Source organism: Pseudanabaena sp. UWO311 (assembly GCF_006937785.1).
Taxonomy (GTDB): domain Bacteria; phylum Cyanobacteriota; class Cyanobacteriia; order Pseudanabaenales; family Pseudanabaenaceae; genus Pseudanabaena.
Map to the genome: position 1 here is coordinate 1 of NZ_SJEE01000015.1, position 14,330 is coordinate 14,330.

The 14,330-nt window shown below is 43.3% G+C and carries 12 protein-coding genes; 6 read left to right on the forward strand and 6 right to left on the reverse strand.

Annotated elements, in window-relative coordinates; translation table 11 throughout:
• Positions 1-195: 195 nt before the first annotated feature.
• Positions 196-1,086 (forward strand): Rpn family recombination-promoting nuclease/putative transposase, encoded by an 891-nt coding sequence (locus PseudUWO311_RS12710; RefSeq protein ID WP_142655611.1) that lies wholly within the window; start codon positions 196-198, stop codon positions 1,084-1,086.
• A gap of 66 nt (positions 1,087-1,152) precedes the next feature.
• On the opposite strand, the gene PseudUWO311_RS12715 is transcribed toward PseudUWO311_RS12710, so the two are convergent.
• Together PseudUWO311_RS12715 and PseudUWO311_RS12720 are read right to left on the reverse strand one after the other, a co-directional pair.
• Positions 1,153-1,929, reverse strand: coding sequence for a photosystem II S4 domain protein (locus PseudUWO311_RS12715; protein ID WP_142655612.1), 777 nt, complete (start codon positions 1,927-1,929; stop codon positions 1,153-1,155).
• Positions 1,929-2,918 (reverse strand): PRC-barrel domain-containing protein, encoded by a 990-nt coding sequence (locus PseudUWO311_RS12720; protein ID WP_142655613.1) that lies wholly within the window; start codon positions 2,916-2,918, stop codon positions 1,929-1,931. Before PseudUWO311_RS12720 ends, PseudUWO311_RS12715 begins: the two co-directional genes overlap by 1 nt.
• Before the next feature lie 423 nt (positions 2,919-3,341).
• Here PseudUWO311_RS12720 and PseudUWO311_RS12725 point away from each other — a divergent pair, with 423 nt between their 5' ends.
• The 5 genes from PseudUWO311_RS12725 (at position 3,342) to PseudUWO311_RS12745 (ending at position 8,400) form a co-directional block, all read left to right on the forward strand.
• Positions 3,342-7,193 carry a HEAT repeat domain-containing protein gene (locus PseudUWO311_RS12725; RefSeq protein ID WP_142655614.1) on the forward strand — a complete coding sequence of 1,284 codons (3,852 nt, stop codon included), beginning with the start codon at positions 3,342-3,344 and terminating at the stop codon, positions 7,191-7,193.
• 37 nt (positions 7,194-7,230) lie between these two features.
• Positions 7,231-7,461, forward strand: coding sequence for an antitoxin TumA (tumA, locus tag PseudUWO311_RS12730; RefSeq protein ID WP_142655615.1), 231 nt, complete (start codon positions 7,231-7,233; stop codon positions 7,459-7,461).
• Positions 7,451-7,846 (forward strand): toxin TumE, encoded by a 396-nt coding sequence (gene tumE / locus PseudUWO311_RS12735; protein ID WP_142655616.1) that lies wholly within the window; start codon positions 7,451-7,453, stop codon positions 7,844-7,846. The genes tumA and tumE overlap by 11 nt, the downstream gene beginning before the upstream one ends.
• A 78-nt stretch (positions 7,847-7,924) precedes the next feature.
• Positions 7,925-8,086 carry a DUF2281 domain-containing protein gene (locus PseudUWO311_RS12740; protein ID WP_411729840.1) on the forward strand — a complete coding sequence of 54 codons (162 nt, stop codon included), beginning with the start codon at positions 7,925-7,927 and terminating at the stop codon, positions 8,084-8,086.
• Positions 8,087-8,112: 26 nt separating this feature from the next.
• Entirely contained in the window at positions 8,113-8,400 is a 288-nt protein-coding gene (locus PseudUWO311_RS12745; RefSeq protein ID WP_142655618.1) for a DUF433 domain-containing protein, read from the forward strand.
• Positions 8,401-8,495: 95 nt separating this feature from the next.
• Here the strand turns inward: PseudUWO311_RS12745 and lysS are convergent, their stop codons facing one another.
• The 4 genes from lysS to PseudUWO311_RS12765 form a co-directional block, all read right to left on the reverse strand.
• Complete coding sequence (gene lysS, locus PseudUWO311_RS12750) at positions 8,496-10,094, reverse strand: lysine--tRNA ligase (protein WP_142655619.1); 1,599 nt, start codon at positions 10,092-10,094, stop codon at positions 8,496-8,498.
• A gap of 91 nt (positions 10,095-10,185) precedes the next feature.
• On the reverse strand, positions 10,186-11,439 hold the full coding sequence (locus PseudUWO311_RS12755; protein WP_142655620.1) for an adenylate/guanylate cyclase domain-containing protein: 1,254 nt from the start codon (positions 11,437-11,439) through the stop codon (positions 10,186-10,188).
• A 389-nt stretch (positions 11,440-11,828) separates the two neighbouring features.
• Positions 11,829-13,025: a Coenzyme F420 hydrogenase/dehydrogenase, beta subunit C-terminal domain gene (locus tag PseudUWO311_RS12760; protein WP_142655621.1), complete on the reverse strand. Its 1,197-nt coding sequence runs from the start codon at positions 13,023-13,025 to the stop codon at positions 11,829-11,831.
• Between the two features lie 191 nt (positions 13,026-13,216).
• Positions 13,217-14,299, reverse strand: a complete 1,083-nt coding sequence (locus PseudUWO311_RS12765) for a response regulator (protein ID WP_142655622.1) — start codon at positions 14,297-14,299, stop codon at positions 13,217-13,219.
• Positions 14,300-14,330: the final 31 nt, after the last annotated feature.

Consider the following 14,330-nt stretch of genomic DNA (forward strand, 5'->3'; position numbering starts at 1 on the left):
CAATTACTATGGCTATTAATTCTATTACTGATGAAGATGCTCTTAATTGGTTTCATCATTGTGGTCTCTGCTTCGACCCTTTTAGTTAGCTTCTTTTGTGGCGGGTTTGATCGGTATTTGCTGTAAGATAAAAACTTGGTGGTTCGTCATTTTTTTTATAACCATACTTTCTTAGCATTAAACCGATCGGCTCAAATGATTGATAACGTTTGCAAATTCCTTGCAGAAAGCTACTCCAGCGACTTTGCCAGTTGGCTACTAGGCAAACCAATCACCCTAACCAAAATTGAACAATCTGAACTCGCAGTCGAACCAATTCGCGCTGACTCCGTAATATTTCTCGAATCAGCCGAAATCATCCTGCATATCGAATTTCAAACAGAGCCCAATCAAAATATCCCTTTCCGCATGACCGACTACCGACTGCGGCTGTATCGTAAATATCCCGAAAGAAAAGTCCATCAAGTCGTCATCTATCTCAGCCCCAGCAAATCCCCCTTAGTCCATGAAACCACATTTAGTCTCGAAGAACTACGCCATAAATTCAACGTCATCAGACTATGGGAACAACCAACAGTAATATTTCAGCAATATCAAGGGCTATTACCCTTTGCCACCCTATCCCAAACCAGCACCCCCGAAGAAACCCTAAGGCAAGTGGCGAGACAAATCGAAAATATTGCCGATAAGCAACTCCAAAGTAACGTAGCCGCCTCGACCGCTATAATATCTGGTATAGCCCTAAGCAAAGAAATCATCAAAAGATTACTCAGGAGCGACATCATGAAAGAATCAGTAATTTATCAAGAGATATTACACGAAGGTTTAGCTGAAGGTAAGGCTAGAGGTTTAGCTGAAGGTAAGGCTAGAGGTTTAGCTGAGGGTTTAGCTGAAGGTAAGGCTAAAGGCTTAGCCGAAGGTAAGGCTAAAGGTTTAGCTAAAGGTAAGGCTGAAGAAAGAAATCAAATTGCCCTGAATATGCTTTGCTCTAACATTGCCGTAGACGTTATTGCTCAAGTAACTGGACTAACAGTTAAGCAGGTACAAAAGCTTTCTGCTAAAAAGTCTCAGAAACCTAAAAATTAGTAGCGATCGCAAAAGAGCATCAACAATTCATGAATTGTTGATGCTCTTTTCTGATGTTGATTGGCATTAAACCGATCGCGTCATTTGTACTCGATAGCGTTCTTTTTTAGTAATCATAATTTCGCCAATAGTGACTCGTCCTTTGCCGCGAATTGCGATGAGGTCGCCTGCTTTGAGTTGAAAATTGGGCGAAGATATAGTCTTCCAATTGACACGGACATCTTCGCCGTTGATCAAGTCCACCATTTTGCTGCGAGACATTCCGAAACCAAAAGAAGCGATCGCATCTAGTCTCAATGAAGCTTCAGTGGAAGTGAGTTCTTTAGTTACAGGTATGCGAATTTTGAGTTCTTCCCAAGCGATCGCATTTACCTTAACGGGAACTGTGCGGACTTGAGTGAAATGGAGTTGCAAATATTCCATCAACTCAGGTACAACGATCGCCTGTGCGCCTTTTTCACCCAAGACATTCACATCACCGACCTTTTGGCGCTCGATGCCACAGCCCAGCAAAGCACCTAAAAAATCGCGATGGGTAGCGGTATCAAACAAAAAATTACCAGAAATCGAGATCGGGGTGAGGCTGACCATTGATACATCAAGGGGCAACTCACTACGAGCGATCGCTAATCTTTGGCGTTCCGCTTGCTCGTAACCACCCCATGCTAAGCATTGGATCTCGGTCATTTTGCCAAATACTCGCAATGCCTCAGCAACTTCGGGCGGCGACAAAAAATCGCTGCACACGACTTCCCAAGTCTGGATAGCGCGATCGCCTAAATCCAATAGTCGGCTAATCGTTTCTCTGTTTTCAACATGATTAAGGAGGTCACGGGGTAGCATTAGATCTCGTCAAATTCCTCTTCGGGAATGCGTTGTTTGGACTTGTCAGGAATCTTGGTTTCACCCCAAGCATCACGGATTTGTTGTTGGGTTTCGTTACGAAAATTAGGCTTAGTGTCTAGATAATCATCTTCAAAATCATCGTAATCGTCATCATAGTTGTTGATCGACGCTGGTGGCGGTGCGATCGGGCGAGATGGCTCTGGGCGAGCTTCGGCTCTGGCTTGACGACGTTGGGGTGGGTTAGCAGGGACGCGCTCCTCTGCCCAGTTATCGCCATCATCCCAAGATTGCTCTTGGCGATAGACGGGGCGTTGCTGCTGTGGTGGTGGCGAATAGGTGCTTCTAGTACCTGATGACAGGGCATTGTCACGAACTGTTGTCGATGGTGGCATGTAATCATCGTCGAAATCGTCTTCCCAAGGAGCTTTACCAAGTCCTAAGCGCTCTAGCAAGCCTTTGCTAAGTTGGGTCATGCGATCTTCCATGCCCTCTGTGACGATAATGCGATCGCGTCCTACAGCGATGATTTCATTCACATCCAGCTCATAGGTACTGATTAAACTCGCTGGAATAATCGGATTGCCGATGGAGGCAACGATTAAAAACTGTAAACTACCTGTCTCAGGCTCAAACTTAAAGTCTCTGACTTTCCCCAGTAATTCGCCAGACTCAGTGACGACCTCGTTATTAATTAGGTTGGTGTAGCGCTCGGTAATTAAAATATCTTCGAGGATCGACTCGTCATCTACCAAAATCGCATCTGGGCCCAGCAGGTCAATGTTATCGAGGGACATGAAAAATGTGTCACCAATGCCAATCGGTGTTCCTGGGACGAAGCGCTCAGCGACAGTCATACCGACAACTCGCCTCTGATCGACATCTAGCCAGATTTGGGTGACTATGCCAAGCCGCACGGCTGAGCGCTTGCTAAAGACTTGCAAACCCAAGACGGCGGCACGTTGACGAAGATTTTCCGATTGCATCATGGCGGTGACGTGGCTCTAAAAGATTCCCAAATGATCCCCAACGAGTGGGGCATGAACTAAGTAGGAGGGTAAATACCTAGCCCTGATTCTAGCAGACTAGATCCCCGTCGGTATCTTAACGTTTGTTCGGTCGATTGTTCGGGCGATCGCATTTTCTGATCGTATTTTCTAAATACATTTTCTAAATATTAGTCTTCAGGTATAAGTTGCTAATATGTATGGGAGTATCACCTAAATCAAGATATGACTACTACCGCACGAGAGCAATATATTGTGGATGCAAACGGAAGTCTATAAGATCACTTTCCAATAGCCCTGCACTCAAGTGCGGGCTAAAAGCTCAAACCCGTTGAAACGGGTTAATTAACAGTATTCTGTAGTCCACTTTAGTGGACTTGAGCTTTTAGCCAAGAACTTGAGTTCTTGGTTTATTTATGTCCTAAGGGATTGATTTACGGCATGGGTGCAGAGATTTGTTTTGATGGTTATTTAAGGTCAGTGGTAAGCGCTTATCAGCAGTGGTGGCGCTTGTATACGCTGACGGATGCGACGGGACGGGAATCGCAACGGGTGGAACGCGATCGCATTGCACCTGCTTTTTTTGATTTCGGCTTAATGGTGCAGACGGTGGAGCCGCCAAAGGCTGAGCAGGAAAGAGAATCAGAAGGCGATCACGAAAAGAAAGAAAAGATCGAGCGGTTGCCTGTGTTGGAGGGGATCTGTAAGTATGCGGCGGATCATGTGTTGCTGGTGGGTAGACCAGGCTCGGGGAAGTCTACGGCTTTGGCGAGGTTGTTGTTGCAGGAGGCGGAAAATGCGTTAAGCATCGCAAGAGCCAAAATTCCTGTGTTGGTGGAGTTGCGGTATTTGCCCTCGGAGGCGAATGAGTCGTCTGTATGCGATCGCATTCTTGCTTTTATTCACAAGCACGATCCTGCTTTGGAGTTGGATGAGGCGGGGATTAAGCAGCTATTGCGTCAGGGGCGGTTGTTGCTGTTGGTGGGTGGGGGGAATGAGTTGCCTTCGGATCGCGGTCGCGCTCAGGCAATTAAATTTCGGGAGCTTTATCAAAAAACTTGCCCGATGATCTTTACAACGCGGGAGTTGAGTGCGGGTGGGGATTTGGGGATTGCGAAACGGTTAGAGATGCAGCCTTTGACGGAACCGCAGATGCAGCAGTTTGTGATGGCGTATTTGCCGACGCAGGGGGAGAGGTTGTTGCGGCAGTTGTCGGGACGGTTGCGGGAGTTTGGGCAAACGCCTTTGTTGTTATGGATGCTTTGTTCGTTGTTTCAGCAGTCGGAGCAGATTCCACCGAATTTGGGTATGGTGTTTCGGGCGTTTACGGTGGGCTATGGGGACAGGATTAAGCAGGATGTGACGCTATCGAAGGATTCGCGGGCATGGTGGGGGCGGTTGTTGCAGTATCTAGCTTTTAAGATGACCTGTGGCGAAAGTCTGACGGAATTGCAGGTGGCGATTTCTCGGCGGGATGCGGAGCAGTTTTTGGTGGAGTTTCTGCAAGATCAGGTGCAATATCCTACTGATTGTGCGGTGCGGTGGTTGGAGGATTTGCTGAAGCATCATTTGATTCAGATTAGCAATGACCGCATTGAGTTTCGGCATCAGTTGATTCAGGAATATTATGCGGCGGAGTGGTTGTTGGGGCTGTTGCCGAGTTTGAGTGATGCGCGGTTACAGCAGGGCTATCTCAATTATTTGAAATGGACGGAATCTTTGGCGTTAATGTTGGAGTTGGTGGAGGGTGAGGAGCTGGCGGTGCGGGTGGTAAGGCTGGCGCTGGAGGTGGATTTGCGGTTGGGGGCGAGGTTGGCTGGGGCAGTGAAGTATGGGTTTCAGGAGAAGACGGTTGGGTTGTTGTTGAGGGAAATAGAAGAACGGAAAACCCCTAAGTTATATGCGATCGAGCTTTTAGAGAAAACAAGATCTGATTATGCGATCAAAATACTGATTCAATCACTAAAATCCAGATATGATATTAGAGTAGTAGAAGCATTAGGAGAGATTGGCAGCAACAAAGCCATCGAGCCTCTAATACAATTTTTCAGAGATCAATCCTATTTTGAACGGAGTGTGAGAAAAGATGTTGTAAGAATATTAGGAAAGATTGGCAGTGATAAAGCCATCGAAATTCTTATTCAAGCCCTCAAAGATGAACACTACGAGATTCGTTACGAGGCAGCAGAAGCATTAGGAAAAATTGGGAATGACAGAGCCTTTGAGCCTTTATGTAAGTCTTTCAAGGATAACCACTATACAGTTCGTGAGTATGTAGCAGAAGCATTACGAAGAATTGACAATGACAAGACCATTGGATTCCTCATGCAAGCACTCAAAGACAAAAATGATGATGTGTGTAAGAGTGCAGCCGAGGCTTTAGGAAAAATTGGAGGCAACAAAGCTATAGCAGCTCTTATTCAATCTCTTAAAGGTAAAGAGGATAGTTTACGTTGCGAAATAGTAATTGCATTAGGCAAAATTGGCGGTGACAAAGCCATAAAAGCGCTTATTAAAATCCTTAAAGAACAAGTCGATTATGCGAGTGTAGAGGCAGCAATAGCATTAGGCAAAATTGGCAGTGACAAAGCCATTGATGCTCTAGGTCAAGCTCTGCATCAAGGCTACTATCTAGCTGATGAATCGTCAAAAGCATTGCTCAAAATTGGTAGTAAAAAAGCAATTGATACTCTCAATCAATCTCTTAACTCTTCAGATTATAATGCTAATGCAATTGTTGAATTAGGAGTAGCATTAGGAGAAATTGGCAGTGAAAAAGCTATTAAGCTTCTAGTTAAAATTCTTAAATCCCACAGTTCTTGGAATACTTTGTATACGGATCAAGAAGCAGCGTTACTAGGGAAAATTGGCAGTAATAAAGCCATTGAGTATCTAAGTCAAGCTCTCCAAGATGAAGAAAAGTGGGTGCGTATCAAAGCAGCAGAGTGGCTAGGGAAAATTGGTAATGACAAAGTCATAAAGCCTCTAATTCAAGCTTTCCAAGATGAAGAAAAGTGGGTGCGCGTCACTGTAGTAGAGGCTTTAGGAAAAATCAAAAGTGAGAAAGTTGTCAAAACACTCATCCAAGCTCTTAAAGATCAAGATGATGAAGTGCGTTGGAGTGCAGCGAAAGCATCGCTAAAAATCAATAGTGAAAAAGGTGTCAAATCTCTTATTCAAGTTCTTATTCAATCACTCAAATCTCAAGAACCTTATGTAGGTTCAAGTGCAGCCGAGGCTTTAGGGAAAATTGGTGGTAACGAAGCTGTTGAAGCTCTAATTCAAGTTCTTAAAGATCAAAACCTTAATCTATGTGGGAGTGCAGCCGAGGCTTTAGGAAAAATTGGCAGTGACAGAGCTATTGAAGGTCTAATTCAGGGTCTCAAAAATGGAGATGATCATGTTCGTAGATGTTCAGCAGAGACTTTAGGGGAAATTAGAAGTTATGACAAGGTGGTTGAACCTCTCATTCAAGCCCTAAAAGATTCAGATGAGTATGGGCGAAGGACAGCAGCAAAGGCATTAGGCAAGATTGGCAGTGAAAAGGCAGTAGAACCTCTTATCCATGCTCTCAAAGATGCAGATAATGATGTACGAAGCAATGCAGCAGAGGCATTAGGCAAGATTGCTGAAGCCGATCGCAACTTATCCATTCTCACCCAACAACTCCCCCATCTCATCACCCTCATCCCCACAGAAGCCAGTCAACAAGCCATCTCAGTCATCACCGCCATCCAAGCCCGATGCAAATACTACAACTATGACATAGCCCAAACACCTTTGCAGGAAGAAAACACTTCAAATATCACCTCATCAGGTAATACAATTGTCAATATTCAATCTGAAAAAATCTATATGTCAGACACATCTAAGCCCAACATCTCGATTAGTATTTCAGGCGGTCAAATCGGTGAGTTTATCACTGGCGACAAAAACGTTCATGGTAATGACATTGGCACACAAAACAACTACTACGGCATAGACGACCCCAACACTCAACAACTAGCCAAAGAACTCGATGAAATCCTGCTAGGAATCGTCCCTCAAATCTCCGATCCCACCAGCGAAGCAGGTAAAGAAATCATCACCGCCGCCGCAATGGAAGAGATAGAAAACAAACCAACCCTTAAAGATCGTCTAGTTGCTGCATTTAAAGCAGGAGCATTTGAAGCCATCAAAAAAATTGCCAAAAATGATTTTGTTGAAGTCTTCCTTACCGCCTTCAAAGCAGGACTTGAAGCCAAACCTAAAAAGTAATGATGCAATCATTCAATAACAAATCACTGAAATAATTATGCCTAAACGAACCATTACCTATCTATCCCCACTCGATGCACTCATCGCCGTAGCCAAAAGACTTAGCATCTACGAAAATCAACACAAACTCGACTCTGAAGAATTTTTCCATCAATATCGCCAAGGAAAAACATCAGATGAAATTGAATTTATCGAATGGGCAAATGACTATCAACACTATCTCGCCTTGCGTCAGGAAGTAGAACAACATCTGAGCTATGCTGCCTAAAATTTTATCTGATTATCTAGATCGCGTAGAGCGAGAAATCGTAAAGTGCAACAAAGCTTACATTGAAAATTATGACGAAGAAGTTTTAAGCTCTAGTAGAGTCAACTTACGCCTCAGATTACGTTTTAGCCAAAATCATTTACTAGAAATCAATGAGGCTATTATCGTACAAGGCAAAAGTTTAAAGTTTCTTGACTATCGTTATCATTTTCAAGATGGGAATAACCAACTAATTTTTCGCTACGACAGCACACCACATTTTCCCAACCTGCCTAATTTTCCATATCACAAACATTTATCAAACGATGTAGTTAGCGCAGATAAGCCTGATATAGCCCTCGTTATCATAGAGGTGAAAGAGATTCTAAGTTTAGTAGACAATTAATTTTGCATTAGACACATGGATAATCAACCGACTAAAAGCAAACAACGCCCAAAATGTATAGGCATGGGCGACAGTGACATGACCAACCTATCCGAACGAGTTGACGAGCTACTTTACGCAGAGCATCAAGCCCCATCTCCCATTCAAAAACGTCGAGTAGGTATATTAAAAGGTACATTCGTCTTGCCATTACCCGATGACTTTGATGAACCCCTAGAAGACTTTCAAGAATATTCATGACAGTTCAAATCAAAAAATAAATCATCATGAAAACAGCAACCATCTCCCGCCATGTCACCCGCAATCCTGAAATCCTCTCAGGCGAACCAATCATCAATGGAACCAGAACACCCGTTAGAGCGATCGTTGAAAACTGGCGCTTAGGAGTTAGACCAGAAGAGATTCCATTACACTTACCACATCTTAATCTCGCGCAAATCTTTGATGCCCTTAGCTTTTACCTAGACAACCAATCAGAAATCAACGAATACATCGAACGCAATCACGTCCCCGATGAGCTAGTGCATCCACTTATCAAAGCTGATTGTTTATGAACCTATCGCTGAAAAAAAAGTTCTCAAACATGCTCTTATGGTCAGTCTAAAGTATTGCAAAGCCCTAAAAAAAGCGGCGCTAAACGCCGCTTTTTTTAGGATTTACTAGCTGTGAGATTTAGCGCGATCGCATCTTTAATGCGCTGAATCACAAATGCTTTATCCAGATAAGAAAGCAAGCTTCCCGCCTTGGGACCACGCTCCTTATTTAAGAAAGTGTAATACACTGCGGCAAATGCACTCTTTTGAGAAACTTCAACTTGCTTGGAAGTACTGAATAGCAGCGTTTGCAGTTCTTCGCCTTCCCAGTTAACATCACCAGCGAGATTAGTCGCTAATGCTTCAAGATAAGTTATTTGCTCAGTGGTGAGAGTTGATGCTTTCTCAGGCATCGAGTCTAGATACAGAACTAGTTTCTCTTCTTCATCAGCATAGTCTTGCAACCATTTTTTACCTGCACGGATGCGATCGCGTACTACTTCCCAGTCGCGATCGCTGAGGGGATTGGCACTTCTGGCAGCAATCTCGGCTTCGAGGTCGAGGTGAGGAATTTGCAGCAAGGAAATTAAGGTACTGAAATCAAAGGCTTGATAACCTGAGACTTGCTCATCTGTATTCAATTGCGAATAGATTAAAGGAACTAAATCTTCTAGAGCCTTTTCATCTTTGACTGTATCAGACTGATATTTGTCAATCAAGGTGTCGTAGTCACGGAATAAACGAGTAATGGTCTCGTAATTAGGGGAGAAATTGATCACACTGCGAGGCTGTGTCCGCAACATTAAGAAGCGGAGTAGTTCGGGTGGCAATAAATCAGCGATTTCCTTAGCACTGGAACCGACACCTTTAGAAGAACTCATCTTGGTTCCATTCACCAAAATGAATTCATAGGGAGCATGGGTAGGTGGATTCTTTTTGAGAACTTTGCGACAAATGGAGTTCGCCACATCGCGAGAGCCGCCCTTTTGGGAATGGTCTTTACCAGCGAGTTCAATCGATACACCAACGACTTCCCATTTAGCAACCCATTCTACTTTCCAAGGCAATTTGCCATTGCCATCAAAGGGCGAGATCCAGCCTGTATGACCACAACCTTTGACGTACTCCATCGCGTTGGGCTGACAGGTGTAAAACACTTTGTCGTCTTGGTAGTCAGTGACAACCGTAGTCGCGATCTTGCCGCAGTTTTCGCAAATGGTTTGGAAGGGATACCAATTGGAGGGGCGATCGGCTTTGCTGACTTCTTTGTATGCTTCGCGCACAAGGTGAGCATTTTTCAAGAATAAATCAATATATTGATTCATCTTGCCTGAACGGTAGAGATCGCGCAGGTAATAAACTTCAGGACGCACGCCTAGATGCTCGAATACTTCTAGAAATTCGCCCATAAAGTACTTGGCATAATCGGTCGCCGTATCTTCTGGAGAAGGGACATTACAAAGAGGCTGCCCCAAATAAGGCGCAAATTTAGCTTGATCTAAATAGTAGGGTACAGTGTCGAGTGCATCGTAATCGTCAACACCGTAGGTGAAGGTGACGGGTTTACCTGCGTGTTTGAGGGCGCGATAAATGGCATCGTGAATCACAACCCCGCGCAATGAGCCGACATGAACTCGCCCAGAGGGGGTTTTGGAATCGTTAACTATAATGCGATCGCCGCTTGCATCTACTGCAAATTTATCCGCCCAAAACATAGTGGTAATTATCCGAAGGTCTTTCAAGAGTTAAGTTTATGCATGAAATTACTTGTTTAGCAAATTTCGCGCCTTATCTAGTCTAACAGGATTAAAATTTTTCTGACTCCGAATTTTTTTGACCTAACAATAGATAAGTAGTCATTTCTCCTTTTCCTTTGATGGTAATTGCACCTCTTTCCTCAAAGTTATAATTTTTTTTCAGGCGATCGTAGGTAGCTTCGCTAACTTGGATTTTGCCTGCGATGCCATGAGATTCCATTCGTGAGGCAGTATTTACTGTGTCTCCCCAAAGATCATAGGCAAATTTTTTGAGTCCGATTACACCAGCGACAACTGGCCCAGTGTGAATACCAATGCGAATGCTGAGATTTTTGCCTGTCTCTTGATTGAATTCATCCATCTCTTTTTGCATATCAAGAGCCATATTGGCGATCGCTTCAGCATGATCAACTCGTGGATAGGGAAGCCCTGAAACGACTAAATAAGCATCCCCAATAGTTTTAATCTTTTCTAGTTGATGAATTTCGACTAGGCGATCGAAACGCGAGAAAATTTGATTGAGGAAGTCAACGACTTGATCAGGAGGTAAATGGCTGGAAAGTTGCGTAAATCCGACAATATCTGCAAATAAAACTGTGACATCAGTAAAACTATCAGCGATCGTATTCTCATCGTCTTTGAGTCTTATCGCAATCGATTCAGGCAAAATATTTAGTAATAGCTTTTCGGAAGTACTGCGAGCATAGAATTCTGATTTTGCTAATTTCTCATAGAGATAGACAGAGAGATTACTAATAAAACAAGTCCAAAAAATATTAATAAGCCAAGAAATAGCAGGTATATCATCTGGAAATATTTCTATACCCAAGGCACTGTTCACAGAAAAATAATATGCTAATCCGCCTAATTGAGAAATGAGATGAAATCGCCAACGTACTGGGACTAAAGTTGCTTGTGAGAAGAATGTCACCATCCACCAAATTAAAATCATGTCTGGTTTAACTTGCTTGCCAATGGTATCGACTAGTTGAATTAAGATCGTGATCGTCCAAGAAAGACTCAAAAAAATCAGTGAAATTTGTAAAGGTGGACGTAATTTTTTAAGATAATTTAGTCCATATATTAGCCCCGTCAAACTCACAAGAATGGTAATCAACCAAATTTGAGAAAATTGCGTGGATCTAACTAACAAATAGATAAGTTGTTCCCCCAGTAAAGTTGCAAAGTAAAAGAAAGCTATTCGCATTCCTAAACTCAGCCTCTTTTGCATAAACTGCTGTCGCCATAGCTTATATTCAGGAGTTAGCAAACCACGTTGTCTTTTTAGAAAGCTAAACATCATGTTTTGCGATCGCGCAGATAGTATATTAACTTGGGATTTTATCGCATAAAGTAAGCCGAGAGAGCTTATGCATCTCTTTCCCTACAATGCGATCGCAAAATACGCCTATTCCTATATTCATAAAAAAATACATTCGTTCTCTTTGTAACAAAAATTAAAAAATGATCGGTTACCCTAAATAAGCCGAGATATATTGTGGAGATCTCAATGACTGTCAACAAAAAAAGTCACTTGTCTTAGGACAAATCAAAACCCAAGAATTGGTTGGCGGCGCGGAGCGCCGCCAACCAATTCTTGGGTTTTATGTCCTAGTACACTTGGCGACAGCTATAGAAATGAACAAGGTAGATCAATAAATGATACAAGGGCTTAAGCCCCTTGTCTGAATATTAAACTTTGGGCAATTGATACTGAGCGATGATTCGCTTAGCAAATTCGGGGACATGGGCTTCTAGCTTTTTGGGATAGTTGCGGCGCACGTAGAGATAATTGCGGACAAAGTGGGAATCAATGGAAAAACGCCCATATTCCAATCCTTTCGGCCCAATCTTATTTACCACAAAGCTAATAATCCAAGCCAACCAAATCGGTAATGTCACGGCTTGGTCATATGCCGAGATACCCTGTTGTACTGCTGCACGCCGATCGCCACTAGAGATTACTGGCTGAGTTTGCAATTGATCCTTAATTAACTCCAGCATCTCTTTGCCAGTCTCGTTCCGCACCACGATCCATTGCCAGCCAAAAGTTGCGCCCATGTAGCCAACCACGATATCCGCGAGCGCATTGGTATAGTCAAAGCAGGTCATGCAGGATGGGGCAAATACATCCTTGAGTTCTTTTGTATTTAATCCGAAAAATGGCACTAGCTCCGTCGAACCATCAGAATGATTGAAATGCACATTAAAGTCCTGCATGAATTCATAATGCACGACGGTTTCAGGCGATCGGCTAGTGGTGTCGAGAAATTTCTGCAATCCCGATCGCGTCACATTGTCCGTACAAGGCGTACCTAATACATAGAGCTTTTCTAGTCCAAGTTCTTTCTCGACAGTACGCAATGCTTGAATTTGACAACCTACTCCGATCGCTAAAAGTCTCTTGATCCCCGACTTCTCGATCTGCTCTAGCACCGAGAGATTCGGGGAAAGAGTTGGTTTATTGACCCGCGCTGCCAAAATTTCCTCACGGGTACGAGCAATGACAGGCTGAGGTTTAAAGCGATCATCTTTGCTTGATTGCACACAGACCACCCCTTCAACTAAGCCACGCTCTAGCATCTCGATCGCTAGTGTTGACACAATTCCTGTCCATTGTGCGCCCTCGATCGGCTCAGTTTTACGGGCGGCGATCATTTCTTGATGTACGCCAAAATATAATTCTTGTTCATTATCGAGATCACGCGATCGCCCATGGGACTGTGTTTCAAGTTCATCAATATGCTGTGTGATAAATGCGCAAGCTTCTTTAACGTAATGAATATAGTAGGTATCACAGAGACCGCATTCGCTGCACAGTTCTTTGGCAGGGCGACGCTGGACATCTCCAAGAGCTTTTGCCTTACGATGGGATGGGACAACCGACATTTTGCTATTTCTGACTAGATGGATCTAGCTAGATCATATCTTTTTTGGGTTATTGGCGAACTGAGCAATGCGATGCACAAACCCAAAAAAACTGTACCGCCCGCTTAGCGGGCGGTACAGTTTTTTTGGGTTTTAATTGTGCCGATGAATGTAGAGGTAATTCATGAATTGCCTCTACATTCATTGCATTGCTAAAAAGGAATTGAGATATTGATCTTTGTACCCATATTTTCTTGGCTTTGAATATCGATATTTCCAGCATAAAATTCAACTAAAATCTTCGCTAGCGATAAGCCTAGTCCCATACCCTGTTGTTCATAAAATTGGCGCTCAAATTGCATAAATGCACCAATATTGGCAATTTGCTGATCTGTCATACCTCGCCCTCCATCGTGGATATTGAATATCCAAGCTTTGTCAGTAACCTGACTGCTGACGACTACCTTGCTACCTTTTTGGGAATATTTAAATGCATTATCTATTAGCTCTTCGGTAATTTTAGTTAAATCTTCCGACGAAATGGCGAGATCGAATTCTGCAAGATCTAGCTCTAAGTCATCTAAGCGATCGTATAACTTTGCCTTACGCTCGCTCAGAGTTTTTATCATCATTTTGCTATTACAAGGATATGTCGATGTAAATCTGGTCATACCTTGAGATCGCATAACTATTAATCGGCTATAGAGTAAATAGTTTTGGATCAATCGATAGAGACGTTCAGCCGATTGATGAATACCCTCAGCATATTCATGAACTTCAGATGGCATTAGCTCTTCGCTTTGCATCATCATCAATTCTGACAGTCCCATAATTCCTGAAAGTGGAGTCTGTAACTCATGGGGCAGGGCTAGGGTAATGCTAGTCCGCAAAGCGTCCATTTTCTCTTCAAAGCGTTTTTCTATAGCTTTTTGTTTTCCAAGACGTACAGCGATCGCTTCTAGCAGTTCATCTCTAGTGCAGGGTTTTTCTAAATAATCATCAGCACCTAAAGCCATACCTCTCCGAGTACTGCGTCGATCCATCATCGAAGTCAAAAAGAGAAAAGGGACAGTACTCAAGGTTTTGTCTTGACGTAATTGTTCGAGGACTCCATAACCATTGAGGATAGGCATCATTACGTCACAAAGAATCAAGTCAGGATGTCTTTGGCTTGCCAGACTCACTCCTCTTTCCCCATTTTCGGCGGTAATTACCTCAAACCCCTCTACAGAAAGCAAGTCTTCTAAGGACTCGCGAATCAAGTCTTCATCTTCGATGACTAATATGCATGTCATACTTTTGTTAGTTTTTACATAGGTTACCCAT